Raw genomic sequence first — 26,130 nt, 5'->3', positions numbered from 1 at the left:
GGTGAGAAGTGAGGCGGGGCACGCTGTGGGGGATTTGAGTAACTGAGTAGGTAGTGATGCTCAGGAGGGGTGCGGTCGGGGTCGGAAAGCCGGCGGTATGACGACGCCGACTCCGCCGGGGCAGGCCGCGCGTCCGCGTAAGCGCCGGGCCGTGGTGATCGGTGCTGTGGTGATCGGTGCTGTGGTGGCGCTGGTGCTCGTGTTGGCCGGTGGGGTGGTTGCCGCGCGGTGGTTGATGGGTGACGGGAGGCCGTTGGGTGACCGGTCGCGGGTGACGGGCCGGGGGCAGAAAGGACGGTCGCGTGGTGCTGAACGTACGGGACGGCCATGGCAGCACGGCGCGTCTGCGTTTCACGCTCAATTGCGTGGATGACAGCCGCTCCGCATTCCTCCTCGGCCTTGCCCGGACTTCTGTGGTGAGCGGGCAGCGGGAGATTGATTCGGTGTTGGAGAGCGTTGCGGTGGAGTGAAGGACGGCGGCTTGAATGGTGGTGTGCGGTGTGCGGTGTGTCGAACGGCGATGCGCGTCGGCAATTCCGGGTATCGGTACGGGTGTGAGTACAGGCGCGGAAAGTGATGCGGGTCCGAGTACGGGCGCGCGAAGTGATACGGGCACGGGCGCGGGCGCGCGGGCGGCTACGGAATACACGCCGCGGAGTAAGTGGGACGAGCACTACCGCCAAGGCGGATCCTTTCGTCCGCTCGGTGAGCGGGAGCGGGCGCTGCTCGCCGAGCGCGTACCGGCCCGGGTGGGTGCGGTTGCCCTGGAGGTGGGCTGCGGGCGCGGGGAACTCGCCCGTCACTTGGCGGCCACCGGCTACCGCGTCGACGCCGTCGACTACTCCCCTGCCGCCATCGCCGCCGCCCGGGAGGAGACGCCCGCCACCAACAGCGATGGCGTCGGCCAAATCGGCACCGGCACCGGCACCGGAACAGGCACCGAGGCCGTCGCCGACGACAGCGTGGTGACCTACGTACACCTGGACATCGAACGCGACGCGCTCACCGCACTCCCCCACCCCGCCTACGACCTCATCACCTTCCGCCTCAGCTACGCGTTCGTGCAGGACCGCACCCGGGTGCTGCACCGGCTGCGGGAACGGCTGCGCCCCGGCGGCGCGCTGTGCGTGATCACGCCTGTCGCGGACGCCGTGCCGCCCGGCAAACGCGGCATCGCCCTCGACGAGGAGGAGATCGCCCTGCTGGCCGCCGGGTGGGACACCGCCGAGCGGCACGACGCCGACGGGCTCGCCCTGCTGGTGTTGCGCGGTCCGCTCCGTACACCGGTGGCGTACGGGAACAGGGGCGAGCCGGCGCCGCACGCTCTGACCGGCGCGGGCGCGGTGGTGACGGACGAGGCCGGTCGGGTGCTGTTGGGCCGGTCCGTACGGGGGCTGTGGGAGCTGCCCGGCGGGAAGAACGCGGGCGGCGAGTCGTTCGTGCGGGCGGCGGTCAGGGAGCTCGAAGAGGAGACCGGACTGCGGGCCGAGGCGGCTGACGCGCGGCTGGTGGCGATCGTGATGGATGAGGTCCACGGCATCCCGCGTGTGACGGCGGCGGTGCGGATCGCCGCGCATTCGGGAACGCCGGTCGTGCGGGAGCCGGAGTTGATCCAGCGTTGGGAGTGGCACGAGGCCACCGATCTCCAGGTACTGGCCGGTGGGCTGTTCGTGCCCAGCGCGCACGTACTGGAGACGGTGTGGCCCGGCTCGCTTCCGGGGCTGCCGCCCGCGCACCGGCACCTGGTCGTGGAGGCGACGCCGTCGTAGGCGGTCGGCCGATGCGTGGCGCGTCCGCCGGTGACGGTTGCTGAAGATCACCCGGATGGCTCGGCACGTGGGTGAGGGGTCCCGGCCGGCCGTCTCACTGCTCGTCCACCTGGCTCTGCAGCACATCGCAGGTGTACTGGAACTCGTCCATCAGCCGGGTGGCCTCCACCACGAGCACCCCGTACGGGTAGGCCGGGTCGGTCAGCGGCAGTCCGTCCTGCTCGGCCTGGTCCGTCACCCGGCGGCAGCACTGCTGTGCCTCGTCGGCGAGTTGGCACAGATCGCGGGCCTGGTCGGCCAGCGTGTCCTCGTCCACCTCCCCCAGGACCTGGGCGATCCGGGAGACGGATTCGAGGAAGTCGGCATAGCCGCGCAGGAAGCGCCGGTCGCGCTCGCTGCCGTCCTGGCGCCACTGGTCGAGGCTGCGGGTGAGCGAGGCCAGCTGGTACATGGTCCGCTCCAGCGCCGCCAGCACCGCGCCGTACCCTTCGAAGCCCGTACGGCCCCGATGGCGGCCCAGGCGGCTGCGAGGGTTGAAGTAGAGGCTTTCGCGCGCCGTTCGCAGCCCGTTCTTGGCCTGCGTGATCAGCCCGCCGGTCTGCTCGGCCCGGCCGCGCCAGTGGCTGATGCGCTCCTCCTCCATCTCCCCCTGCCGCATGGCCGGATACATGTCGCTGACCAGGTCGCACAGTGCGCGGGCGAGGGTGTGGATGCCGTGCTCGGCGCTGCGGTAGCGCAGCGGCGGGACGAGGGCGACGTTGACGATGACGCCGACGCCGCATCCGATGAGCACCAGCAGGATGATCTGCGCGAGGTGGGTGATCTTGCCGAGGCCGGCCGGGGCGGTGACGTACGTGGAGAAGGCGAAGAACGCCGCCGTCGCCACCTGCGAGCCCTGCGATCCGAGGGCGGGCCACCGGCCGATGGTGAGGGCGACCACCGCCACCAGCGCGAAGGTGAGCAGATCGGGGCCGGCCAGGTACCCCAGGGCCGCCTGTACGGCGACCCCGGTCGCCACGGCACCCACGTACCGCAGCGACTGGAGCAGCGACTGATACACCGTCACCTGCATGATCAACACCGCGGAGAACGGTGCGAACGCCGGGGACTCGGCTCCCAGCAGGTTGTACGAGAAGAACCAGGCGACGGTCGCGGCCAGCGTGCTCTTGCCGATCAGCAGCAGCGTGTGGCGTTCGTGGCCCGCCGATCCCCAGGCCCGGCTCCACCATTGCCGCAGGCGGGCGATCCGCCCCTGCGCCGCGGGCTCCTCCCGGTACCGGGACTTGATCCTGGTACCGGCCCCTTCCGTACGCGCCTCTTCCGTACGGGTCTCTTCCGTACCGGTCTCTTCCGTACGGGGCTCTTCCCTACGGGTCTCTTGGGCCTCGGTCTCCTGCTTCCGCGCCTGACCGGCCATGCACGCTCCGTTCCTCATCCGGTCCGCTTCTGGCGGCGGGCCGTACGTTTCCACTCGGTACCCCGTCGGCGCGGCCACGTCCCAGGCCTCATCGAGGGCGTACCGGGCCGGGCCGCCCCGACGGGTTCCGCTTCCGGCTCAGGCCGCCTTGCGGTACTTCCCGGCCGGGGCCCGCGTCGCCTCCGCGCGGACCCGGGCCAGGGCCCGGTTGAGCAGCCGGGACACGTGCATCTGTGAGACGCCCAGCTCGGCGGCGATGGCGCTCTGTGTCATGTCCTGGAAGAACCGCAGGTAGAGGATGCGGCGGTCGCGCTCGGACAGCCGGGCGAGGACCGGCTTGACCGCTTCACGGTCCTCGACGAGCGCGAAGGCGTCTTCGAGCGCGCCGATGACGTGCAGGAGGGTGTGCTGCTCTTCGCTGCCGCCCTCGCCGTGGTCGAGGGCCGCGTCCAGGGACAGGGACCGGTAGGTCTCCAGCGCCCGCAGCCCCAGGGTGACGTCCTGCTCGGACAGCTGGGCGTACGCGGCGATCTGCTCCGTACCGGGTGTACGCCCGTCCAGGGTGGTGCTCAGTTCCTTGACCGCGACGCGGACCCTGTTGCGCAGGTCCTGGATACGGCGCGGAACGTGCACGTGCCAGGTGTGGTCGCGGAAGTGCCGTTTGAGCTCGCCCGTAATTGTCGGGACGGCGAACTGCTCGAACGCGTCGGCACGGTCGGGGTCGAACCGGTCGACGGCCTTGACCAGGCCCAGGGCGGCGACCTGCTTCAGGTCGTCGAGGTGTTCGCCGCGCTCCCGCAGCCGGTACGCCAGGCGGTGGGCCATCGGCAGCCACGCGGTGATGATGCGCTGGCGTATCTGTTCCTTGACCGGCCCGTCCTCCAGCGTTGCCAGCAGACGGAACTCGTCGCTGGTGTCGACATCGTTGGCACCGCGCTTGCCGGGGCGCGCGGTTGCGGGGGTGGCCATCGCCGGCTCTCCTTTGCCGCTCAAAAAAGTGGTGTCCGCAGACAGCCGGGAGGCCGGTCCGGAAAACGACAGACGGGCCCCTCGGCCAGAAAAAGGAAGGGTGCCTACGGTTCCGAAGCACTGCCGCTCGTGTGTCCCACCGGTCGCCCCTTACACCCGGTGATCCGGCGGTATCGCTGTGGTGTGGGTCACGAGGCGGGAGGGGGCGCGGGAGAGAGGGAGAGAGGGAGAGGACAGGAGGTGTGGGCCGGTGGCCGGGATGAGAGGCCGGGCCGGGAATGGCAGCCGGTGACTGGGGGCGGCGTACGGCCCGTACCCGTACGCCCCGTACCCGTACGCCCCGACCACCCCTACCGCGCCACCACCGCCTCCCCCACCACAACCTGCGAAGACGCCAAGGCCGTCTTTCCGTCCTCGATGTCCCACAGGGAATTCTGCAGCAGGCGGCCCAGTGTCCAGCCGGCCGCTCGCTCGCGGTCGAGGGCGAGCGCGTCGGTCAGCAGGTCGAAGCGGCGGCGTACGACGCGGTGGGCCTCGCCCGTCGCCGCCACCTCCTCCCACCGGCTGTCCAGGGCGGGCCAGAGGTCGAAGCCGGGGTCGCCGGCGAGGGGTTCGGGGTCGATGGCCAGCCAGGGTTCGCGTTCCCCGGCCAGCACGTTGTCGTAGTGCAGGTCCCAGTGCAGCATCCGGTCCCCGGGCTCGCCGGCCAGGTCGGCCACCGCCGAGGCCCAGGTCCGCAGGCGCTGCCGGTCGGCGGGGTCGGCCAGGGCCGCCACCGCCGCGGGTACCTGCTCCAGCATGTCGGCGGCGATGTCGCCGAGGCCGCGGAGTCCCTCCGGCGCGGGGACGGCGACGAGGCGCCGCAGGAGCCCGGCGAGGATGGTCATCGCGGTGTCGTCGTCCTCGACGGACGCGAGCGTGCGGGATCCGTCCAGGCGCTCCAGCAGCATGGTGCCGCTGGTCCGGTCGTGCTCGATGAGCTGCACGATGCCATCGCCGCTCCAGGTGCGCAGGCCGATCAGCGCGGCGGCGGTCTCCTCCTTGGGCAGCTGGAACCGCAGAGCCGCGCGGGTGCCGTCCGTGCGGAGTACGGGCAGGACGAGGGACGCCTCGCCGAATCCGGCCTCGCCGTCCCGGCTCAATTCCCAGCGGTCGAGGAATTCCGCGGCCAGGGCGGGCAGGCCGGCGATCCACGCCCTTCCGGCTTCGGTCGTGCCGTACGAGGCGGCGAGCCGGTCCGGGACGTGGAGACGTTTCGGTGTGTTCATGGCCTGTTCCCTCAGCTCGTACGGTGTCGGCGAGTCAGCCTCCCAGAGCCTCCGTCATGCGGTCGAGGTCGGCGAGGAGGGCGGTCAGTCGCCGCGGCGGGATCGCGTCGATCATCTGCCGTTCGATGGCGTAGACGGCGTTCCGGGCCGCGTCGAGACGGTCGCGGCCCTCTTCGGTGAGGTGGGCGGGCAGGGCACGGCCGTGGTCGGTGGTGCTGGGCCGGGCGACCAGGCCGGCTTCCTGGAGGCCGCGCAGTACGACGTTCATGGACTGGCGCGTGACGAACGCGCCGCGGGCGAGTTCGGCGTTGGACAGGCCCGGCTGCTCGTCGAGGAGTTCGAGGCAGGCGTACTGCGGCACGGTCAGGCCGTGCTCGCGCAGGGCCTTGTCCATGGCGCCGCGCAGCGCGGCGGCGGAGCGCTTGAGGCGGTATCCCACGTGCTCGGTGACGTCCCGGGCGGGGTGGGGAGGCGGTACGGGGTTCCGGTCTTTCATGTCAGTATTTTGACATACGAGCCGGCGCGGACTTACCTTCCCAGATGTCAGAACCCTGACATCAACTCGCGTGTGGGCCCGGGCCGCCCGGCTCAGCGTACGGACACGAAGGAAGAGTGACACCTCATGACCCACCCCGCCTCCGCCACCCTCGACGGCCCCGACTTCATCGCTCTTCAGGTGCGCGACGTCGAAGCGGCGGCCGCCTTCTGCGAGGAGCGGCTCGGGATGCGCCGGGCGCCCGCCTCGCCGCCCGGCGCGGTGGTGTTCGCCACCGAGCCGATCGCGTTCGCCGTCCGCGAGCCGCTGCCGGGCGTCGACCTCGACGCCGTGGCGCGGCCCGGTCTCGGGGTGGCCCTGTGGTTCCGTACCGCCGACGCGCAGGCGCTGCACGACCGGCTCGTCACCGCCGGGGTGACGATCATCAGCCCGCCGAAGGACAGCCCGTTCGGGCGTACGTTCACCTTCGCCGGGCCCGAGGGCTACGCGCTCACCGCGCACGGAAGCTGATCGTGAGCGCCGTCGTCATCGCCCCGCAGGGGCCCTTCTCCCTCGCGGCGAGTGTGCGGTTCCTGGAAGACTTCACTCCCGCGCGGTACCGCAAGGCGCCGGACGAGGTGCTTCGCCTGGCCTTCCCCTCGGACGACGGCGACACGACGGTCACCGTGGCGGCACGGCAGGAGGCGGCAGCGGCGGACGGCACTGCGGGGAGCGTACGGGCCGAGTTCACCGTGCACCCCGGCGACGCGGGGTCCGGCCCGGCGGGTGCGGGAACCGCCGGGCCGGGGCCCGGCACGGCCGTCCGAGAGCAATTGCTCGTACCGGATCGGCCGGTTGTCCGAGGACGAACGGCCGCCCGGGACCTATCGGTTGCCCGAGACCGATCGATCGCCCCGGAGCGACTCATCGTCCAGGACCAGCTGGCCCGAATTCTCTCGCTCGATGTCGACGGCAGCGGGTTCCCCGGGCTCGCCGCCGACGATCCCGTGGTGTCCCGGCTCATGGCGGAACACCCGGGACTCCGTCCGGTGTGCTTCCACTCGCCGTACGAAGCCGCCGCGTGGGCGATCATCGGGCAGCGCATGCGCATGACCCAGGCCGCCGCGATCAAGGCCCGCATCGCCGAACGGTACGGGCAGCGCGTACGGGTCGCCGGCCAGGACCTGCACGCCTTCCCCACTCCCCCGGTTCTGCGCTCGCTCACCCGCGTTCCCGGGCTCCCGGACGCGAAGGTCGCGCGGCTGCACGCCCTGGCCGAGGCCGCCGACGCCGGGGAGTTGGACGCCGCGCGGCTGCGCGCGATGCCGGGCGACCACGCGCTGGCGACGCTGCGCGCCCTGCCCGGTATCGGTCCGTTCTCCGCCGAACTCATCCTCATACGGGGAGCCGGGCACCCGGACGTCTTCCCCCGTCATGAGCCGCGGCTGCACGCGTCCATGGCCGACGCGTACGGTCTCGGCGCGGCCGGTGCCGAGGATGTAGAGCGGCTGGCCGCCCTCGCCGACGGCTGGAGGCCGTACCGCAGTTGGGTCGCGCTGCTGCTGCGCGTACGTGCGGAGCAGCGGATGCGGCGGCCGGCTGCCGCGGCGGCGTACCGGCGGGCGTGATCTCCTCCACCACGGCGCCGCCGGGTGCCCAGCGGGCGACGACCGGGGCGGGCGCGTCGAGGATCACCTCGCCGTGGCAGGGCCACTGGCCGGGGATGTCACCGCGGTCGAACTGGCCGAAGACGAACGCCGTGACATCGGCACCGGGCAGTTCGCGCGGCGTGAAGCGCCGCCCCGTGGGGGCGTACGGCGTGATGCGGTCGACCCGGAAGGTGCGCCATTCGGAGCACCCCAGGTCCCAGGCGACGAGGTACCAGCGGCCCGACCACATGGCGAGGTGGTGGGGTTCCGCCCGTGCCGACGGGTTCGGATCGCCCGCGTACGTGAAAGCCAGCACCTCTTGGTTGCGGACGGCCGTGCCGAGGGCGAGCAGCACCTCGGCGTCGACCGGGGGCGCCGAGAGGTCCCAGGCGTTCTCGATCGAGGTGATCCGTACGGCGTCGACCTGTTGCCGCAGGCGCGCCGGCATGACCTGGCGGACGGTGGCCAGGGCCCGTGCGGCCGCTTCTCCGAGGCCGGCCACCGTGGCGGGTGCGGTCTGCAGCGCTACGGCCACGGCGATGGCCTGCTCGTCGTCGAACAACAGGGGCGGGATCTTCGCTCCGGCATCCAGGCGGTAGGCGCTGCCCGGCCCCTTGGTGACGTGTACGGGATAGCCCAGTGCCCGCAGCCGGTCGACGTCGCGGCGCACGGTGCGCGGGCTCACCTCCAAGCGCTCCGCCAGTGCCGCGCCCGGCCACGAGCGTCCGGTCTGGAACAGGGACAGCAGGAGGAGAAGGCGCGCGGAGGTCTCTGACATGGGTCCAACTGTGCCAAGAATGACGGCCACTATGTGGCCGCTACTGCTGTGACGCTGATCGGCATGACCACTCCATCCCACAGGAGCGGCGGCACGGCTGCCGCTACTCCGGCACACCCGTCGACAGCTTCGGGTGAGCCTTCTGATTCATCGCGTACTCCTGAGGTGCCCGTTGCGTCGGGCGCCCCAGATGCTCCATCTGCCCCGGCTGCTCCGACTGCCCCGGTTGTCCCTGCTGCCTCGGCTGCCCCGCCTGCCTCCGTTTCGGATTCCGGCTCGGGTGCAGGAACCGTTCCGGGGCCGGGCGGCGTCTCCGGTCGCTCGGCGGTGATCGCGCTCGTCGTCGTGCTCATCGCCTCGTTCATGGAACTGCTCGACGCCACGATCGTCACGGTCGCGGCCCCGGCGATCGCCGAGGGGCTGGGCGCCGGCGAGGCGGCGCTGCAGTGGACGGTCGCCGGCTACACCCTCGCCCTCGGCGCCGGGCTGATCACCGGCGGCCGGATCGGTGACCAGTTCGGACGGCGGCGCGTCTTTCTGATCGGGCTGACCGCGTTCGCGATCGCCTCGGCGGCCTGCGCCCTCGCGCCGGACCCGGCGGTACTCGTCACGACCCGCGTGGCCCAGGGCCTGGCGGGCGGTCTGATGGTCCCGCAGGTGTTCGGCATCATCCGATCGTCCTTCGCACCGACCGCGCGGGCGAGGGCGCTCGGCGCGTACGGGGCGGTGCTCGGGCTCGCCTCGGTGGCGGGGCCGCTGGCCGGCGGGCTGCTCGTCGAGGCGGACGTGTTCGGGCTGGGCTGGCGGACGATCTTCTGGGTGAACGTGCCGGTCGCGGCCATAGGACTCGCGCTCGGCGTACGGTTCCTGCCCGAGTCCGCCGCGGCCGTGCGCACCCGGCTGGACCTGCCCGGAGCGGCGCTCGCCGCGGCGGGCGCGGTGTGCGTGCTCCTCCCCCTGGTGCAGGGGAACGGGTGGGGGTGGCCCTGGTGGGGCTACGCGATCCTGTTTCTGTCGGTCCCGGTCACGGCGCTCTTCCTCCGGCGGGAACGCCGCCTGGCCGCCCGCGGTGAGCAGCCCGTCCTCGATCCGGCGCTGCTGCGGGTACGGGCCTTCAGCAGCGGGCTGGCCGCCTCCGCACTGTTCTTCGGCGCCATCGGCTCGTTCTTCCTGCTGTTGTCCCTCTACCTCCAGTCCGGCACCGGCCGCTCGGCCCTGGAGACCGGGTTGATCATCCTTCCGTACGCGGTCGGCTCGACCCTCACGTCCGGCATCGGCGTCCAACTGGCCGCCCGCGCCGGCCGTCTGCTGCTCGTCACGGGTTCGCTCGTGCTCGCCGTCTCGCAGTTCCTCCTGCTGCTCGTCGTACGGGACGGGGCCACGCCCTCGTACTGGGCGCTGGCGCTGCCGCTGTTCGTGGGCGGCCTGGGGCTGGGGCTGACCTCGCCCTCCCTGGTCAACGTGGTCCTCACCGGGGTGCCCGCGCGGGACGCCGGTGCCGCGGGCGGGGCGCTCACCACGGTGGGCCAGATCGGGAACGCGGTCGGGGTCGCCGTGCTGGGCGTCCGGTTCTTCGCCGAACTCGACACGTCGGCCTCGGCGGGCGGCGCCCCGCTCACGGCGTACGGGGACGCGTTCGCCTCGGTGCTCCCCTGGCAGATCGCGTTCTACGTAGCGGCGGCAGCACTCATGCTGCTGCTCCCGAAGCACACGGACGCCCTCGGGGGTGGCCAGGTCGCCACGGCCGTACGCGAACCGGGGAAGGAGGAGTGAAGCCCGGCGGCTGAACCGGGCCGCGGCCGGGCTCCGGGCTTCGGGCTCGGGGCTCCGGCCGGGGCGGCAGGGCCCGACCAGCGGCTTCAGGAAGTGGGGGCGTCAGGCAGGGCGCGTTCCGACGATGCCTGCGCCCCCTAGAAGTCACCCACGCTCCGGTACGGGCACCGTGCGCCGGTGCCGCGCGTCCGCCGCCTCCGCGTAACCGTTCCCAGGGGGTTTTGTGATGTTTTTGTAGGCACACTCTCTCGTTGGGGAAGTCGCGGACTTCGGAGGCACGGGGGAGGGCATCATGAGTTGCAGCCGGTGCGGCGCCGAGGTCATCCAAGGGCCCGACGGCAGGTGGTCGTGCAATTGCGGAGCGTCCGGATGACGGAAAAGCGTAAGGTCCAAGCGGAGGAGAGCACCGGCGTCAGCGTGGGGGAACCACGCCCGCCGTACTTCACCTCCGCCACATGCCCGGAGTGCCAGAGCGCCAACGACGGTCTCAACGGCCGTTTCGCATGCGGCGCGTGCGGCACCACGTATGCCTTGGAGCCACCGGTTCTCTGACGCGCCGCCGGGCGCGCCGGGGTCCCGGCGCGCATCGGCCTCCGGGCCCGGGTGTCACGGCCGCCAGCACAGCGACGGGTCGGGGTGCTCGACGAAGCCCAGGTCACGGTAGAGCGGCTCGCCGTCGACGGACGCGTACAGGTCCACCCGGGCCGCCTCCCGCTCCCGGAACCAGTCGAGCAGACCCCGCATGACGGCGCGGCCGTGTCCCCGCCGCCGGTACGCCGGGTCGGTGACCACGCCGATGACATGACCGATCCGCCCGTTGCGCAGGTGCGGGCCGGGCAGCCGCTGTTCGAGGGTGCCGATGCCACAGGCGGCGAGGCCGTGGCCGCCGTCCACGACGAGGATGCGGACGGTGACCGACGCCAGTTGGTCCTTCAGCACCACGGCGAGCGCGTCCCGCCAGCCGTCGTCCGCCGACGCCGGGGCGAAGAAGTCACCGCCCAGGGTGTCGAACAGCAGCGCCCGCAGGCGCACCAGCTCCGGGACGTCGCCTTCCGCTGCTTGCCGCACGTATGACATGTAATGACCTTATAGGCCAACCGGCGCTTACGGCAGCGGGTTTCGCGATGGCGTTCGGAGGCAGCGGTCACCCGGGAGGGCGGCCGGCCTGGGCGAGGCCCCCTCCCCTATGCGGCGCGCCGGGACCGCCCCGTCACCCCTCCGCCCGCTCCTGGGTGACGCTCCACGCGTACTGCAGCCAGTCGGAGATCGTGACGGCGCTCAGGCCGGCGGCGGCGAGCCGGGTGGCGCGTGGGGCCGCCACGTAGCCGCAGACCAGGGAGGTGCCGACCCAGGCGGCCAGGCAGAAGGGGCAGGCGAGCAGTTCACCGACGGCCAGGCGCAGGCCGCGTCCGCGGGGCTCGTCCATGACCTCGCTGGCGCTGGTGGCCTCCTTGCGGCGGGTGAACGGTGCCCGTACGAGAGCGGTGATCTTGTCCTTCGCGAGCAGCCGCGACGCCTTGTAGGTCGCGGCGCCCAGGAGCAGCAGGTCCCACGGCGGGACGCGGGAGGGCAGCGTACGCCCGGACTTGCGGAAGCCCAGTGCGAACAGGGCCGTGGCTCCGGCGTAGCTCCCCGCCAGTACGGCGTAGCCCCGCAGGGGGATCTCCTCCCCCGGCGCGTACGCCGTGCCCTCGTGGCCCGCTCCGCACCGCCGGTGGCCGCCGTCCGTCACCGAGCCGGCGCGGTCCGCCGTGCCGCCGGGTTTGCCCTCTTCCGGGAGCGGATTGAATGCCATGATTCCTTCGCTTCCTACGACGACGTTGCAGGGTGGACCGGTACCCCTGCCGCCGCCCGGTGCACACCCGGGAGCCGAGATGCGGCCGAACGCGTCGCCGAAAGAGGGACGCGCGGCGCCGGGCGGCCGTGGGCGGCACCGCCACGGGCCGCCCGCCCCTTCATCCCAGCCGTACGCAGGCGCCTTCCGCTACTGCGCCCACGGAGGCGGGAACGTCGCGTCCCCGAGGGTGGCCTTTATGCCTGCCGAGGTGACGACGGTGACGGTCGCGGGCATGTCGGGGTCGCCGTTGCGCAGGCTCAGTTCCGTGCGCGGAGGCACGATGATGGCGTCGCCCGGCCCGGCGACCAATTCCTCGCCGCCGACGGTGGCCGCTATCCGGCCGGTCTGTACGACGAAGACCTCCTCGTGGTTCAAGGTGTGCGGCTCGCTGGTGGCTCCGGGCGCCGCGTGCAGCGTCCAGACGGCCAGTTCCGTACTGCCGCGGGAAGGGACCGCGAGCGGGCGGAAGGTGAAGCCGGGGCGTTCGAAGGTCGGAGCGTCGGCTCCGGTGGACAAGGGCATGGCACGTCCTTCACAGGTGCGAGGACGCGTTCGGGAGCCGGAGAACACGAAGGAGAAGGCAAAAGGGGAAAGGGGAAAGGAAAGCGGGAGAGGACGGGTACGGGGAAGCCGGCTCGGCGACGCGCCCAGTGGTCAACTTGGTTGTCTTGTTGGACAGTAAGCGGTGGCGCTGCATGTGGTCAACCGAGTTGCCTACTAGGGTTGCGGTGTCGGTTTACCGACACCTCGACCGAGAGCCGCCCGTACAAGGAGACCCGTGACCGTGAGCGCCGCGCACGACGAGCCGAAGCCGACGAACGGCCCGGGCGACCTGCCCGGCCAGGTTCCCCTGCTGCTCGCGATGGCCTTCCGGGCCATGAACGACCGGTTTCTCGGCCGGCTGGCGGAGTTGGGCCGCGAGCCGCTGCGGCCCGCGCACGGCTACACCTTCCGCTATCTGGCCGCGCACACCGACGCGACCACGGTCGACCTCGCGGCCCACTTGGGCATCACCAAACAGGCCGCCTCCAAAGCCGTCGCGGAGCTGGAGGGGTGGGGGTATCTGACACGTCACCCCCACCCTCGCGACCGCCGCGCCCACGCCCTCGCCCTCACCGGGCGCGGGCGCGACTACCTGCACCAGGCCGATCAGCTGTGGGCCGAGGCGGAGCAGGAGTGGGCCGAGGTGATCGGCGCCGACCGGCTGGCAGCGGTCCGCGCCGACCTGGAGGCCTACCTGCGTCACACGTACGGCGGCACCGAGGTCCCCCTCCGCCCGGTGTGGTGAATCCGTCAGGCGTTGCGCTGCTCCTTGATCTTCGTCCCGAGATCCTTGAACATCTTCAGCAGGTCGGCGGTGTCGTCGGCCGGCGGGGCCTGCACCGTGGCCTTGGCGCCGTAGTCGGAGTAGCTGGTGGTCGTGGCTATCTTGCCCAGCGGGGTCTGCATGTCGACGCCCATCTTCACCGGGAAGTCGTCGCCGTTGACCCAGACGTCGTAGTCGTAGCCCTTGAGGCCGGACTTCTTCATGTTGGCAAGCAGCTTCTCGCGGTCCTGGGGCGAAAGAAAGTCCAGGCTCTTGCGGCCCTTGAGTGCCTCCTGGACCGTCAGCGAACCCTTGTAGTGCTCGGCCCGCTGACCGTCGACCTCGCCCGAGCCCAGGTGCTTGACGTTCGGCGAGTCCAGGAGCAGCGCGAGCTGCTGGGACGGGTCCTGCTGCATGTCGGACAGGCCGGCGGTCAGCTGCTTGGCGAGCTCGGCGTTACCGGACTCCGCCGCGATCGCCTTCAGGTCCATCTTGACCCACGTCTTGCCGCCGTCCATCCGCTCGCCCAGGTCCATGTACATGACGTCGTCGACCCAGACCATGCGGTTCTTCTCGCTGCCGCCCGCCGCCGCGGCCCCGCTCTGGGGCACCGTCACGTCCATGACCATCGGGCCCCAGCCCATGACGCCGGTGACGCGGGTCTGGCCGCCGCCCTTCATCGTGGCGGGCATCGACATCGTCATCGTGACCTTCGCGGACTTCGCCGCCGCGGTCTTCTTGTAGGCCGCGGTGAGCGCCTGCGCCGGTGTCCGCTTCCCGGCTTCCTGCCCGGCTTCCTGGCTGCTGCCGGCGCCTGCCGCCTTCTTGCCCTTGTCGCCGCCGTCGTCCTGGCAGCCCGTCACGCCCGCCAGCACGGCCGCGGCCGCCAGCGCCGCGGCGACCCGCCGCGCGATGTGCTTGTGCACGTCCCACCCCTGTGGTCCCGCCGGTGGCGTTCGTACCCACCCACGCCATCCGGATCTTTCCGACACTTACGCAACGCACAGTAATGCATTGGTCTGACATCTCCCGCCGCGGGCGGTCCGTTCCCCCCGTCCCCGCGGAAAACCGGATGGCGGCGGCGGTGCGGCGGCTTACGCTGCGCCCCATGACACTCCTGGCCCACGACCTCTACTGCCGCCATCTCCTCGCCGAAACCGACGAGTTCGCGGCCACCCTCGCCGACGCGGATCCGTCGGCCACCGTGCCCACCTGTCCCGACTGGTCGCTGCGTGACCTCGTCGTCCATCTCGGCAGGGCCCAGCGCTGGTACGAGGCGAACGTCCGGGCCAGGGCGGCGGAACCCCTGCCGTTCGTCCAGGAGGGCCCGGCCGGGGACGCCGGTCCGGCCGCGCTCGGCGCCTGGCTGACCGAGGGCGCGTCCCGGCTCGCGGAGACGCTGCAGGAGGCCGGGCCGGACCAGGAGATGTGGGCCTGGGGCGAGTCGCACCGTACCGGTTTCTGGGCGCGGCGGGCGGTCCACGAGACGCTGGTCCACCGTGCGGACGCGGCGGCGGCCACGAAGCGCGGGTTCACCGCGGACCCGTGGGTCGCCGCGGACGCCGTGGACGAGTGGCTGGAAATGCTTTCCTCTCCTCACGCGCGCACCCGCAAACCGCGGCTGGCCGAGCTGCGCGGACCGGGCCGGAGCATTCATCTGCACGCCACCGATGCGGTCGCCGGCCTGAACGGCGAGTGGGTCGTCGAGTTCGGGGAGGACGGCTTCACCTGGCGCCGTGGCCATGCCAAGGCGACGGTCGCCCTGCGCGGACCGGTGGTGGACGTCCTGCGGGTCTTCTACCGGCGGCTCCCGGCCGACAGCGACCGGGTGGAGGTCCTCGGCGACGCGCGGCTGCTGGACTTCTGGCTGGAACGGACTTCGTTCTGACCTTCTCGTACAGCCAGGAGGAGATGCGACAGCAGCGTGAAGGGTGGGGCGTACCGTCGGTGCCATGCACGCTCCGCGCCGCCTCGCCCCCGCGTTCGCCCTGTTCCTGCTGGCCCCGTTCGTCGGCGAGTTCCTGCTCGGCAACCTCACCCTCGCCGAGCTGCCCCTCGGGCTCGTGCTGGCGCCGATGTACGGGTGTGGCGCCCTGCTGGTACGGGAGGTGGGCCGGCGCAGCGGTGGCGGGTGGCCGACGATGGTGCTGCTGGCGGCGGCGTACGCGCTGATCGAGGAGGGGCCGATCGACCAGCTGCTGTGGAACGACTCGTACGCGGGGGCCGACCTGCTGCACGGGCCCTCCTACCTCCCGGCCCTGGGGATGAGTGTGGAGCTGACCCAGACGGTGCTGGCGCTGCACACGGTGTGGAGCGTGTGCGTACCGATCGCGCTGGTCGAGACGCTGACCCGGTCGCATCGCAGCGAACCGTGGCTGGGCCGGGCGGGGCTCGCGGTGGTGGCCGTCGTGTTCGTGGCCGGCGGGGTGCTGGTCTTCCTGGGGAATTACGGCGAGGAGCATTTCCTCGCCTCCCCCGGGCAGCTCGCCGGTGTCGGTCTGGCCATCGCCCTGCTGATCGCCGCGGCCTTCGCCGTACGGGCGCGGCGGCTGCCGCCGCTGCCGGGACGGGCGCCCGAGCCGTGGCAGGTGGGCCTGGCGGCACTGGTCGTGACGAGTGCGTACTGGGGGCCCGCCAACCTGGTCACCGATGACTGGTACGAGTGGGTCGGGGTGGGCGTGTGGTGCGTGGGAACGGTGCTGGGAGTCTGGTGGGTGAGCCGTTGGTCGCGCCGGGAAGGGTGGGGCGTGCGCCACCGGTTCGCGCTCGCGGCCGGCGCCCTGCTCACGTACGTGTGGGTGTCGTTCCCGGTCCGGCCCGAGTCCGGCGGCTCCGTCGGCGCGGATCTGGCGGGCAACGCCGTGTTCGGGGCGCTCGCCTGCCTGCTGCTGGTCTGGTGCGCCCGGCGAACACGCGTACGCCCACTGGAAGGGAACGTATTTTCGCGTACGTCGGAGGAGGCGTAACCCGGGCGTGGCGGAGAACCCGGGAAGTTCGCGCGCATGCGCATACGGCTTCCCGGAAAAGGTGACCGACCATGTCCTCGTCCGCCGCGGGTTCCCGCTATCACCTGCTCGCCCTCACGGGGCACGCGCCGACCGCCGCCGCCCGGCTGGCCAGCGCCGTCCGGCTCGGGGCCACCGCACCGGTGGTCCTGGTGGACGTGACCACGGCCGACGACCTGGACGTCGAGGCGCTGGGCACCCTGGCACGCCTGTCGATGCTGCTGCGCGCGACCGGCGGCGGGGTGGTGCTGATCGGCGCGAGCGCCACGGCGCGTCAGCTGACCGCCCGTACCGGCACCGCCTGGCTGCTGCCCGCCCACCGGGACGTCGAGGCGGCGGTGGCCGGCCTGCCCGTCTGCGGCCGCCCGTGGACGGTGGCCGAACTGGCCTCGGGCGGCGGTTTATCCCGTACGACGGAGGATGGCTGAGGCACGGCGTACGGGACGGGTCCGGCCCCGGCGGCCGTGCCGGCCGGAGCCCGGTGGCGGGCACCGGCCCGCGCCCCGGCACCAGGCGCGGGTGAGAATCGGCGCATGGACATCCGGCAGCTGGAGTACTTCCTCGCCATCGTCGACCAGGGCGGTTTCCACCGGGCGGCATCGGCCCTGTACGTCTCGCAGCCGTCACTGTCCCAGGCCGTCCGGGCGCTCGAACGGGACCTGGGCGGCGACCTCTTCCACCGCGTCGGCCGGCGCGCGGTGCTCACCGAGGCGGGGCGGGCGCTGATTGAACCGGCCCGCGCGGCGGTCCGCGGCCTGGCGACCGCGCGGGCCAGCGTGGCCGCGGTCCACGAGCTGCGGACGGGACGGGTGGACGTGGCCACGATGCCGTCCCAGGCGGTGGAGCCGCTGACCTCGATGATCCGTGCCTTCAGCGGCCGGTACCCGGGCGTCCGCGTGGTCATCAAGGCCGCGTTCACGTCCGGGGACGTGGTCGAGATGGTGCGTACGGGCGCGGCCGAGCTGGGCCTGCTGGCCACGTCGGGGCCGTTGCCGGACCAGGAGGTGACGTCCTACCCCGCAGGGGAGCAGCGCTTCGTGCTGGTGGTGGCCCCCGACGGCCCGTTCGCCGGGCGCCGCGCCGTCGGCTGCGAGGAGCTGGCGGGGCAGCGGCTGATCGTCGGGCAGCGGGGCACCGGGATGCGGGCGTACGTGGACGGCCTGCGCGAGCGCGGCGTCGCGTTCACCGTCGCGGCCGAGACCGAGCACCGGGTGGCTCTGCTCCCACTGGTGCTCGCCGGGGTGGGGTCGGCGGTGGTGACGGAGTCCTGGCGGGCGATGGCCGAGCACGCCGGTGCCCGGGTTCTGGACATCGAGCCGACGACGACGCTGAACGTCGGCCTGGTCAGCCGCCGTACGGGCCTGTCCCCCGCCGCGCGGGCGTTCGTGACGACGGCCCTGCCCGGGGCCGCCGGCTGAGCACCAACTCCGCGCCCCTCCCTGATAACGCCTCCTTATCAGGCAGATCACCAATGCGTCTTGGACGCGCCGAGCGCCCCGTTGCTGCAATCGGACGCATGACGAACCACCGCATCGCCCTGATCCCCGGCGACGGCATCGGCACCGAGGTACTGCCCCCGGCGCAGCGCGTCCTCGACGCCGTCGGCCGCCGCCACGGCTTCGCGTTCTCCTACACCTCGTACGACGACTGGTCCTGCGAGCGGTACCTGCGCGAGGGCGCGATGATGCCGCCGGACGGGCTGGACCTGCTGCGGGACAAGGACGCCATCCTGCTGGGCGCGGTCGGCCGTCCGGACGTGCCGGACCACGTCTCGCTGTGGGGGCTGCTGATCCCGATCCGCCGCGGCTTCCGGCAGTACGTCAACCTGCGGCCGGTCCGGGTCTTCGAGGGGATCGACAGTCCGGTGCGGGGCGCGGGGGCCGGGAAGGTCGACCTCGTCGTCGTACGGGAGAACGTCGAGGGCGAGTACAGCGAGATCGGCGGGCGCTTGAACCGCGGCTTCCCCGAGGAGGCAGCCGTACAGGAATCGGTGTTCACCCGGGCCGGGGTGACGCGCGTGCTGGACCACGCCTTCGCGCTGGCAGCGGGCCGCCGGGGACGGCTGACCTCCGCCACCAAGTCGAACGGCATTGTGCACACCCTGCCGTTCTGGGACGAACTGGTCGCCGAACGCGGCGCCGCGCACCCGGAGGTGACGTGGGACCAGGAGCACATCGACGCGCTGGCCGCCAAGTTCGTGCTCGACCCGGCCCGCTTCGACGTGGTGGTCGCCTCCAACCTCTTCGGGGACATCCTCAGCGACCTGGCCGCCGCCGTGGCCGGGTCGATCGGCATCGCGCCGGCCGCCAACCTCAATCCGGAGCGCGAGTTCCCCTCGATGTTCGAGCCGGTGCACGGTTCGGCGCCGGACATCGCGGGTCGCGGCATCGCCAACCCGCTGGGCGCGATCTGGTCGGCCGCCCTGATGCTCGACCATCTCGGGCACCCCGCGGCGGCCGCGGACGTCACCGACGCCATCGCGGCGGTCCTCGCCGACACGGATGTCCGCACACCCGATCTGGGCGGCACCGCCACCACCGCGGAGTTCACCGACCGGCTCCTCGAACTCCTGTGAGGACCGCGGCCCCGGCGTTCCCGCACCGGGCCGCCGCTCCCCCGGCCGCGCCCGTTCCGCAGTGGGAACGAGGAGACGAGGAGATAGGCCATGGCACCGCGGCACCGCGCACGCTGCCGGCTCAGAGCGAGGTCACAGCAGCGGCAGTTGCCTTACGCAGGGAAACCGGACCCGTTCTTCGCGGGCCCGGCTTCCTCGCCGTCCCTGTGCCCACGCATGACGGTTTCTCGCAGTTTCCCGCAACACTTGGCAGCAGCTCGCAGGAATCTGCGACAGCGATTTCCCACCCGTCTCCCAATTGATCATGTCAGACCGACGGCGAAGCGCCCGTCAACGAAATGGCCCGGCGGTTGGGGACCGGCAGCTGGAAAGGCGTCACCGTGCCGGGCCGGGTCGGGCTGGGCGTCCCCACAGCGGCAGACCGGCCCACCCGGCACCGTCCTGGCCCAGTACGAAGCTCTGTCCCGTTTCCTGGAGACGATGTCCGGTCGGTCCGCGCCACATCGCAGGTCGCCGCCTGCCATCAAGCCCTCGGACGACGACTGATTCAGGACGAAGTGAGCAGGCGCCTACGCTCGTACCATTCGCCCCAGCACGACAGCAGGGTGACGGCCGACAGCGCGGCGCCCAGAGCGCAGGCGCCGCCCCAGCCGGCATGGCTCCACGCGAGGGACGTGAGTGCGGAACCGGCGACTCCGCCCAGGAAGTACGAGGTCATGTACAAGGAGTTGAGCCGGCTGCGGGCCTCCGGGGCCAGGGCGTAGACCACGTTCTGGTTGCTGATGTGCACAGCCTGCACGGCCAGGTCCAACACCAGGACACCGGCGACCAGCCAGATCAGACCGTACGCGTCCGCGCGCAGAAGCGCCCAGGACACCAGTAGGAGTACGGCACTGACGACCGTGACCAGCTGCGCCAGCCCTCGGTCGGCCAGGCGCCCGGCGACCGCGGCGGCAGCCGCACCGGCCGCGCCGGCCAGCCCCATCAGACCGATGGCCGCCGTCGACCAGCCGTACGGCGGCCCGGACAGCAGCAGCGTCAGCGACGTCCACAGCACCGTGAACGCTCCAAAACTCGATGCGCCTGTCAGCATCCGCCACCGCAGCACCGGATGGGTGCGCCACAGGCCGGCCATGGAGCGGAAGACGGCCGGGTAGGGGATGCGCCGGGCGGGCGGGAAACAGGGCAAAGCGCGGCGCAGCAGCGCCGCCGCCGTCAGCATCAGGGCGGCGTTGACCCAGTAGGGGGTGCGCCATCCGCCGAGTTCGGCGAGGCCGCCGGCGGCCGTTCGGGCCAGCAAGATGCCCAGCAGCAGTCCCGCCATGACGATGCCGACGGCCCTGCCCTTCATGTCGGGGGCGGCCATCGTCGCCGCGAACGGCACCATGACCTGCGCCCCGACGGAGAAGAGGCCAGTGACGGCGAGGCCGGTCCACAGCAGTGCGGTGTTCGGCGCGGCGGCGATGCACAGCAGCCCGAACGCGGTGACGACGCACAGGGTCACGGTCAGCCGCCGCCGTTCCACCAGGTCGCCCAGCGGCACGAGGAGCACCAGTCCGCAGGCGTATCCGACCTGGCCGACGGTCACCACGAGCGCGGCGGTGCCGGAGCCGAGGTGGAAATGGCGGGCCAACAGGCCCAGGAGTGGCTGGGCGAAGTAGTTGCCGGCGACGGACAGCCCGGTGGCGGTCGCCATCAGCAGCAAGGTGGCACGGGTGACAGCCCCGTCATTCTCGCCGGAGGCGTCAGCAGTCGCAGCCCGTGTCTGCCCTGTCCTGTCGCTCACCAGGCCACCGGAAGATGTGCCGGGCAGGGGAAGAAGGAATCGTCCGCCATGCGCACCTGATGCTCTTCCACCGCCAGCCGTAGCGCGCCGAGGCGCGTGAACAGCACCTCGTAGGCCGCGGCCAGCACCACGGGAACGAGCGCCGCTCCGAGGCAGAAATGGGAGCTTGCGCCGAAATAGATGGACGTCTTCTCTCGCCGGTGGATGGTGAATGTGCCGGGATCGGCGTACGCGCGTGGATCGTGCGCGGCCGCAAGTGCGGAGGTCAGAATTCCTTCGCCCCGTGCAATGCGGGTGCCGCCGTACTCCAGGTCCTCCTGTACCACCCGCGGGAAATTGGTGATCGCGTTGTTGTGGTAGCGCAGCACTTCCCGTACTGCCTCCGGCCACAGACGGGGATCGCACCGGCACTCGGCCAGTTGCTCGGGGTGCAGCAGCAACGTCATGACACCGACCGTCAATGGCGGCAGGAGCGGTTCGGTCACGTTCATCAGCAGAAATCCTGTGGTCCCTACCGCTTCCTGCCAGGTCATGCGCCCTTCGTGAGTGGCCTGCACCAAGGTCATGACCAGCCCGGGCGCGGCGTCCGCGTCCGCTTGCGCCCGCGACAGCAGCCTCTCGGCCAGCTGCGAGACAGCGGCGGTCCTGCCGGCGATCTGTGCTTGGTCGCCCGACAGGTCGAGCTGCTGCCGGATGCTGCGCTGCACCCAGGCGTACTCCTGACCGCTGAGCCCCATCAGCGCTCGGGCGAACCGGGCGATGAGCGGTACGCTGAAGGCACTGATCAGGTCATCACTCCGGCCGTTGCCGACCATGTGGTCGAGCAGGACGTTGGCATACCCGCGCATCAACGAGCCCCATTGGTCCGCCATACCGCGGGTGAAGTACGAGCTGACGACCCCGCGCAGGCGGGCGTGACGGTCGCCTTCCGTATTGAACAAGGAACCGTCGACCGAGGTGAGATCCTCGCCGGCCATCCGCGGCGCCCCGGGAAAGACCAGGTCCCGCGAAAACCGCGGATCGTGCAACACGAAACGTACGTCCTCATACCGCGTAACCAGCCACAACCGGTCACCGCTCGGCATCTCGACCGGGCACAGCCGACGGCTGTCCTGCAACTCGGTGAAGACCGGCGGCATGGTGAAAAGAGGACCGGGCGGGAAATCACGCGGCATCTTCAAGATGTCCTCGTCGCGCCAGTCCGTGAGAGTCATAGTGCCTCTTCTGCTTTTGACGGCAGGCGCTTTCCATGCAGAACGCCATACACAGACAGTATGCGTCTACGAAACGCCGCTATGCGTCATGTCACCCGCATGCTCCCCTCGCCGCCAGCGGCGCTCTTCAGCGCGACCTGACCAACGGGGGGATCGGTACGTGCACGCGGTGGTGCACTTCGTCGTCAACCCGGTGCACTCCTCCTGCGTCGGCAGGTCGGCTCCGCCGCATGGATTGGCAGGGAGCCGACGGGCAGGCCCGTGTCACCTGGACGCGGCAGGTGAGCCAGCCTCCAGCTGCCCTCTCGTCGAGCTGGTAACGCCAACTGATCGACCTCTCCCGAGGCTTGCAGAAGCCCTGCGAGGACTCCCTGCACTGGGCCCACACCCAGTTTCCGAAAACTTCATAGGGGAGCTGCCGAACGCCTTGCACTTCGTCACGGTTCGGACCTGCTCGTAAGGCCCGCCCGGCGTACCCCGCCCGGGGTCGCCGATGTTCCGTCCGCCGGTGCTCGACGCGTCCGCTCCCACCCCACATACGCGGCACACGCCCCCAGCCCCGCCGGCCTTCCGCCCATCGGTAACCACGGAGCTCACGCCCTCTGCTGCCCGCCACGCCCCGCGCCGGCCGCCCGACCGGGCCGTGTTCGTGGCACCGGTCCCCGGGCCTCCCGCTCCGGTACGGGCCGCCGGGCCCGCCCCCCGTGGCCGTCTTCCGTCCGCCCCGAGGAACACCGCACCCCGCGCGCCCGAATCCGCACCGCCTCCCCTCCGAGAAGGCGGCACCGACCTTCTCGGCTTCACCCGCCCCGCCGCACGAACCAAGGGATGAACAGCCAGCCCCGCACCGGCAGGCGAGCACCGTGGGGCGGGATGTCGCGCAGACCGGCACCGAGCCGGTCGTCCGGGCACCGGTGGTCATCGCAGAGAGCCAGGGAGAGAGTCGTGCGGATCGTGGCGCCTTGCCGGGGAGTTCATGGTCAGCGTGGTGGCGGGGCCTTCGCCGATAGTGGCAAGCACCTACCCCGGCCTGTGCAGGTTCCGCGACCGGCTGCGGCGACCCCGGTGACGCCGCAGCCAGTAGTGTCCCGTCACCGCCGCGAGCAGCGGCCCCCAGGCCACCAGCGGCAGGTAGCAGATGGTCATGGCCCAGTACGCGATGCCGTCCGGGGCGTCCGGGTGACCCATGTTGCCCGGCGCGTTCCAGCCGAACACGCCCATCACGCCGACGGCGGTCAGTACGATCGCCCCCAGCCCGGCGGGGACCACAGCCACCGCCGTCGGTACGCGCCGGCCTCCGATGAGCGGAATCCAGCGCGGGAAGACTTCACCCCAGTGCCGGACCAGGCCGAGGGCCAGCAGCCCGAGTCCGTCGGCGAACAGGCTCAAGGCGATCATGTAGAGCGAGAACCAGCTGCCGAAGGTGACCGTGGCCAGCGCATTGTCGCCGGTGAAACCGACGGGGATGCCCAGTGCGGCAGCGATCCTCCACAGGCTGCTGGGCAGCGGGGTGAGCGCGGCGAGGTGGGCGAGCCGGATCGCCCAGCGGGGCGGCGGAAGGGATGTGCCGGTGGGCACCGTTCCGCCGGTCGTCTCCGGAACGGTCGTTGCCGTAGCCCTTGCCCTCGTCACCGGTGTCACCGTGGCCGTTCCGTGCGCTGTCACCGGCCCTCCTCGACGGGGGTGGGCGGAAGGACGTGCTGCACCGTGAAGTCGCCGCTTTTGGCGGTCTCGTAGGGTGCGGCGCTCAGGCACTGGGGCACGTTCATCGTCGGTATGGTGTCGACCGCCCAGCTGTAGCCGACCCGGTCGTGCTTGCCGTTGTCGTAAACGGTGAAGCCGACCCGCTTGCCGATGACCCGGCGGTCGTGGTGGTCGGAGCGTGTGATGATCCCGGTCGCGGTGGCTATGGGGCCTCCGGTCAGGAGGCAGTCGATGCGTCCTTCGAAGGTGGCGCCTCGTTTGCCGTCCGCGGAGTGGTGGCTGAAGCGGAAGGTACCGCGTGACGTGCCGCGAACGTTGGTGGGGGCGAAGCCGTGGGCGTCGAAGGAGAAGGACACACGGTCGCCGTTCTTCCCCCGGTCCATCGTGGCGGAGCCGGTGAGGCTCGATTCTCTGGCCTTCTCGGATTCCGCGGATTCCGCGGCGGGTGAGCCGGCGGTGGCGGTCCCCGCGAGCAGTCCGAGCGTCATCACGGTGGCGAGCGCGCCACCGACCACCGTCGTCCTTGCGTACCGCATGCTGAACTCCTGGTTCCTTGAGTCTGGTTGGCCACACGGCCTCGTTGACGTGATCAGCTTTCCGGGCCGGGCGGGTGCGCGGCCATCGGCCGACCGGCAGATCTCCGGGCGCAGGTGCGGGCGCGCCTGTGCCGATCGGCGGAGGCGGCGACCGGTTCCCGCGCATAAGCTGCACCCGGCGTTGACCGGCCCACCGGGCGGGCCGGGAGAACTGGGGAGGCAGCGGGGATGAGACGTCGTCTGGTGGTGGTGCGGGCCTGGACGGGGCGGGTGGCCGTACTCGCCGCGTCCGTGATGATCGCCGTCACCTTCGTATGGGCCCCGGGCGTCGGGCAGGACGAGTCCGGCCCGCTCTTCGCGGCGGCCACCGCACTGGTCGCGCTGCAGGCGGCCGCGTTCCGGTGGGCGCCGCGCCAGGAAGCTGCCCTGGGCGTCGGCCTGGCGGCAGTGGCGCTCGTCCTGTGGCCCCAGCCGTTCGTGCCGGACGCGTCCCTCTATGAGCGGGTCGGCATGGGCGCCTTCTGGTTCGTGCCCACACTGGGAGCGGCCGTCGTGGGCGGGTACCCACGGCTGATGGAGCACCGCCGACGCCGAGCCGTACACGAGGCGCGGCTCAGCCAGCAGCTCGCGTTCGCGCACGACCTGCACGATTTCGTCGCCCATGACATCAGCGGCATCGTGGCGCAGGCCCAGGCCGCCCGGTTCGTGGCCGGCCAGAACCCGGACGCGGTGGCCGGGGCGCTGGAGCGGATCGAGCGAGCCGGGCTGGCGGCGCTGGCGTCCCTCGACCGGACGGTCCACCTGCTGCGGGAGCCGGGGCGCGAGGCCGACCGCGCGCCCCTCCCGAGTGCGGCCCATCTCATCGAACTTGTCAGCAGGTTCGATGAAACCGGCCGCACCCGGGCTCGTATCGACATCGCCCCCGGCGTGGAGACCGCGCTGTCCCGGGAAGCCGCCGCCACGGTCCACCGGGTCACGACGGAGGCCCTGACGAACGTCCGCCGCCACGCCCCCGACGCGGCCGGCGTCGAGGTGGCTCTCGTGCTGGAGGACGGTGCGGTCCGGCTGACCGTCACCAACGACACCGGTGGCGGCCGACCCCGCGCCCGCGAGAGCGGCGGGACGGGTCTGCGCGCCCTGACCGAACGTGTCCGCGCCCTGGGCGGGAGTCTGCACACCTCCGCCGACGACGGCACCTGGCGCCTCACCGTCACCCTCCCCACCCCGCACCTCACCTCGCGTCCCGCCTCCCTTGCCGTCGCCGGAGATCCCGCATGACGACGACCCGTGTTCTGATCGCCGACGACCAGGACGACGTCCGCAGCGGCTTCCGGATGATTCTCGACTCACAGCCGGACATGACGGTGGTCGGAGAAGCCGCGGACGGCATCCACGCGGTCGACCTCGCCCGTACGCTGCGCCCCGATGTCGTCCTCGCCGACATCCGCATGCCACGCCTCGACGGCCTGGAGGTCACCCGACGGCTCGCCGCGGACACCCGGGTCGTGGTCGTCACCACCTTCGACCTGGACGACTACGTACACACCGCCCTGCGCCACGGCGCCTCGGGCTTCCTGCTGAAACGCTCCGGCCCCACGCTGCTGATCGAAGCGGTACGGGCCGCCATGGCCGGTGACACACTCATCAGCCCCCAGATCACCGTCCGCCTCCTCCAACACCTCGCCCCTCCCACCGCGGCCACCCCGGCCCCCGACCCGCTGACGCCCCGCGAACGGGAGATCGTCCGCCTGGTCGCGCAGGGCCTGACGAACGCGGAGATCGCCGCACGGATGGTCATCACCCCCGGCACGGTGAAGACCCATCTCGCCAACGTCCAGGGCAAACTGCGGGTACGCAACCGAGTCGGGATCGCCGCCTGGGCCTGGGAGACGGGCTTGGCAGCACCTTCAGACCGACCGGCGCCAACATCCCCCGCGTGACAAGCTCGCCGCCGCAGACATCACCGGGAGACCACAAACAGGAGAACTACAGGGGCCTCCCCCTTGTGACAGCACAGGGCTGCAGCAAGACCGAGTGAAGGTCCGAGAACGGTTGCACCGAGACGGGCG

At 71.6% G+C, this 26,130-nt stretch carries 25 protein-coding genes and 1 pseudogene; 13 read left to right on the top strand and 13 right to left on the bottom strand.

Annotated features, from left to right (window positions below; genetic code table 11):
* Nucleotides 1–302 precede the first annotated feature (302 nt).
* Together IH45_RS1000000148910 and IH45_RS1000000150855 are read left to right on the top strand one after the other, a co-directional pair.
* Entirely contained in the window at nt 303–470 is a 168-nt protein-coding gene (locus IH45_RS1000000148910) for a hypothetical protein (RefSeq protein ID WP_158813249.1), read from the top strand.
* A 279-nt stretch (nt 471–749) separates the two neighbouring features.
* The gene (locus IH45_RS1000000150855; RefSeq protein WP_394298702.1) at nt 750–1,769 is read left to right on the top strand and encodes a bifunctional class I SAM-dependent methyltransferase/NUDIX hydrolase; all 1,020 of its coding nucleotides are present in this window, start codon (nt 750–752) and stop codon (nt 1,767–1,769) included.
* Nucleotides 1,770–1,863: 94 nt separating this feature from the next.
* On the opposite strand, the gene IH45_RS0124205 is transcribed toward IH45_RS1000000150855, so the two are convergent.
* From IH45_RS0124205 to IH45_RS0124185, 4 genes are all read right to left on the bottom strand, one after another.
* A complete protein-coding gene (locus IH45_RS0124205) occupies nt 1,864–3,186 on the bottom strand; it encodes an FUSC family protein (RefSeq protein WP_030672177.1) in 1,323 nt (440 codons plus the stop codon).
* Nucleotides 3,187–3,324: 138 nt separating this feature from the next.
* Nucleotides 3,325–4,155 (bottom strand): SigB/SigF/SigG family RNA polymerase sigma factor, encoded by an 831-nt coding sequence (locus IH45_RS0124195; protein WP_030672176.1) that lies wholly within the window; start codon nt 4,153–4,155, stop codon nt 3,325–3,327.
* A 350-nt stretch (nt 4,156–4,505) separates the two neighbouring features.
* Nucleotides 4,506–5,423 carry an aminoglycoside phosphotransferase family protein gene (locus tag IH45_RS0124190; protein ID WP_030672173.1) on the bottom strand — a complete coding sequence of 306 codons (918 nt, stop codon included), beginning with the start codon at nt 5,421–5,423 and terminating at the stop codon, nt 4,506–4,508.
* 34 nt (nt 5,424–5,457) lie between these two features.
* The gene (locus tag IH45_RS0124185) at nt 5,458–5,919 is read right to left on the bottom strand and encodes a MarR family winged helix-turn-helix transcriptional regulator (protein ID WP_030672170.1); all 462 of its coding nucleotides are present in this window, start codon (nt 5,917–5,919) and stop codon (nt 5,458–5,460) included.
* A 126-nt stretch (nt 5,920–6,045) separates the two neighbouring features.
* Here IH45_RS0124185 and IH45_RS0124180 point away from each other — a divergent pair, with 126 nt between their 5' ends.
* Nucleotides 6,046–6,429: a VOC family protein gene (locus IH45_RS0124180; RefSeq protein ID WP_030672167.1), complete on the top strand. Its 384-nt coding sequence runs from the start codon at nt 6,046–6,048 to the stop codon at nt 6,427–6,429.
* Nucleotides 6,430–6,431: 2 nt separating this feature from the next.
* Nucleotides 6,432–7,526, top strand: a complete 1,095-nt coding sequence (locus IH45_RS1000000150850; RefSeq protein WP_050515138.1) for a DNA-3-methyladenine glycosylase family protein — start codon at nt 6,432–6,434, stop codon at nt 7,524–7,526.
* Here IH45_RS1000000150850 and IH45_RS1000000146830 read toward each other — a convergent pair.
* Nucleotides 7,519–8,325 (bottom strand): annotated as a pseudogene (locus IH45_RS1000000146830) (helix-turn-helix transcriptional regulator); the annotation flags it as partial. The gene IH45_RS1000000150850 and the pseudogene IH45_RS1000000146830 sit on opposite strands and share 8 nt — an antisense overlap.
* A gap of 327 nt (nt 8,326–8,652) precedes the next feature.
* Between IH45_RS1000000146830 and IH45_RS0124165 the strand changes: the two are divergent.
* On the top strand, nt 8,653–10,098 hold the full coding sequence (locus tag IH45_RS0124165) for an MFS transporter (protein ID WP_030672159.1): 1,446 nt from the start codon (nt 8,653–8,655) through the stop codon (nt 10,096–10,098).
* A 606-nt stretch (nt 10,099–10,704) separates the two neighbouring features.
* On the opposite strand, the gene IH45_RS0124160 is transcribed toward IH45_RS0124165, so the two are convergent.
* The 3 genes from IH45_RS0124160 to IH45_RS0124150 form a co-directional block, all read right to left on the bottom strand.
* The gene (locus IH45_RS0124160) at nt 10,705–11,175 is read right to left on the bottom strand and encodes a GNAT family N-acetyltransferase (protein WP_030672156.1); all 471 of its coding nucleotides are present in this window, start codon (nt 11,173–11,175) and stop codon (nt 10,705–10,707) included.
* Between the two features lie 133 nt (nt 11,176–11,308).
* Nucleotides 11,309–11,893: a DUF1360 domain-containing protein gene (locus IH45_RS0124155; RefSeq protein ID WP_030672153.1), complete on the bottom strand. Its 585-nt coding sequence runs from the start codon at nt 11,891–11,893 to the stop codon at nt 11,309–11,311.
* Between the two features lie 189 nt (nt 11,894–12,082).
* Nucleotides 12,083–12,457, bottom strand: a complete 375-nt coding sequence (locus tag IH45_RS0124150; RefSeq protein ID WP_030672150.1) for a cupin domain-containing protein — start codon at nt 12,455–12,457, stop codon at nt 12,083–12,085.
* 262 nt (nt 12,458–12,719) lie between these two features.
* Between IH45_RS0124150 and IH45_RS0124145 the strand changes: the two genes are divergently transcribed.
* Nucleotides 12,720–13,223: a MarR family winged helix-turn-helix transcriptional regulator gene (locus tag IH45_RS0124145; RefSeq protein ID WP_234440647.1), complete on the top strand. Its 504-nt coding sequence runs from the start codon at nt 12,720–12,722 to the stop codon at nt 13,221–13,223.
* A 5-nt stretch (nt 13,224–13,228) separates the two neighbouring features.
* On the opposite strand, the gene IH45_RS0124140 is transcribed toward IH45_RS0124145, so the two are convergent.
* Complete coding sequence (locus IH45_RS0124140) at nt 13,229–14,167, bottom strand: SCO4651 family lipoprotein (RefSeq protein ID WP_050515137.1); 939 nt, start codon at nt 14,165–14,167, stop codon at nt 13,229–13,231.
* A 182-nt stretch (nt 14,168–14,349) separates the two neighbouring features.
* Here IH45_RS0124140 and IH45_RS0124135 point away from each other — a divergent pair, with 182 nt between their 5' ends.
* The 5 genes from IH45_RS0124135 (at nt 14,350) to IH45_RS0124115 (ending at nt 18,821) form a co-directional block, all read left to right on the top strand.
* Nucleotides 14,350–15,129 carry a maleylpyruvate isomerase family mycothiol-dependent enzyme gene (locus tag IH45_RS0124135; protein ID WP_030672141.1) on the top strand — a complete coding sequence of 260 codons (780 nt, stop codon included), beginning with the start codon at nt 14,350–14,352 and terminating at the stop codon, nt 15,127–15,129.
* 64 nt (nt 15,130–15,193) lie between these two features.
* Nucleotides 15,194–16,207 carry a hypothetical protein gene (locus IH45_RS0124130; RefSeq protein ID WP_030672138.1) on the top strand — a complete coding sequence of 338 codons (1,014 nt, stop codon included), beginning with the start codon at nt 15,194–15,196 and terminating at the stop codon, nt 16,205–16,207.
* A 71-nt stretch (nt 16,208–16,278) separates the two neighbouring features.
* A complete protein-coding gene (locus IH45_RS0124125) occupies nt 16,279–16,674 on the top strand; it encodes an STAS domain-containing protein (RefSeq protein ID WP_030672135.1) in 396 nt (131 codons plus the stop codon).
* A gap of 105 nt (nt 16,675–16,779) precedes the next feature.
* Entirely contained in the window at nt 16,780–17,664 is an 885-nt protein-coding gene (locus IH45_RS0124120) for a LysR family transcriptional regulator (protein ID WP_030672133.1), read from the top strand.
* A 98-nt stretch (nt 17,665–17,762) separates the two neighbouring features.
* Nucleotides 17,763–18,821, top strand: coding sequence for a tartrate dehydrogenase (locus IH45_RS0124115; RefSeq protein WP_030672130.1), 1,059 nt, complete (start codon nt 17,763–17,765; stop codon nt 18,819–18,821).
* Nucleotides 18,822–19,368: 547 nt separating this feature from the next.
* Here IH45_RS0124115 and IH45_RS0124110 read toward each other — a convergent pair.
* The 4 genes from IH45_RS0124110 to IH45_RS0124095 form a co-directional block, all read right to left on the bottom strand.
* Nucleotides 19,369–20,517, bottom strand: coding sequence for an MFS transporter (locus IH45_RS0124110; RefSeq protein ID WP_050515136.1), 1,149 nt, complete (start codon nt 20,515–20,517; stop codon nt 19,369–19,371).
* Nucleotides 20,518–20,603: 86 nt separating this feature from the next.
* Complete coding sequence (locus IH45_RS0124105) at nt 20,604–21,821, bottom strand: cytochrome P450 (protein ID WP_030672126.1); 1,218 nt, start codon at nt 21,819–21,821, stop codon at nt 20,604–20,606.
* 1,020 nt (nt 21,822–22,841) lie between these two features.
* Nucleotides 22,842–23,453 (bottom strand): hypothetical protein, encoded by a 612-nt coding sequence (locus IH45_RS0124100; RefSeq protein WP_324607954.1) that lies wholly within the window; start codon nt 23,451–23,453, stop codon nt 22,842–22,844.
* A gap of 29 nt (nt 23,454–23,482) precedes the next feature.
* Entirely contained in the window at nt 23,483–24,061 is a 579-nt protein-coding gene (locus IH45_RS0124095; protein WP_030672122.1) for a hypothetical protein, read from the bottom strand.
* A gap of 228 nt (nt 24,062–24,289) precedes the next feature.
* Between IH45_RS0124095 and IH45_RS0124090 the strand changes: the two genes are divergently transcribed.
* Nucleotides 24,290–25,339: a sensor histidine kinase gene (locus IH45_RS0124090; protein ID WP_078897751.1), complete on the top strand. Its 1,050-nt coding sequence runs from the start codon at nt 24,290–24,292 to the stop codon at nt 25,337–25,339.
* The gene (locus tag IH45_RS0124085) at nt 25,336–26,001 is read left to right on the top strand and encodes a response regulator (RefSeq protein ID WP_030672118.1); all 666 of its coding nucleotides are present in this window, start codon (nt 25,336–25,338) and stop codon (nt 25,999–26,001) included. Before IH45_RS0124090 ends, IH45_RS0124085 begins: the two co-directional genes overlap by 4 nt.
* Nucleotides 26,002–26,130 lie beyond the last annotated feature (129 nt).

Source organism: Streptomyces rimosus subsp. rimosus, from assembly GCF_000720725.1.
Lineage (GTDB): Bacteria > Actinomycetota > Actinomycetes > Streptomycetales > Streptomycetaceae > Streptomyces > Streptomyces rimosus_A.
This window is presented reverse-complemented; position numbering and strand designations above follow the sequence as displayed.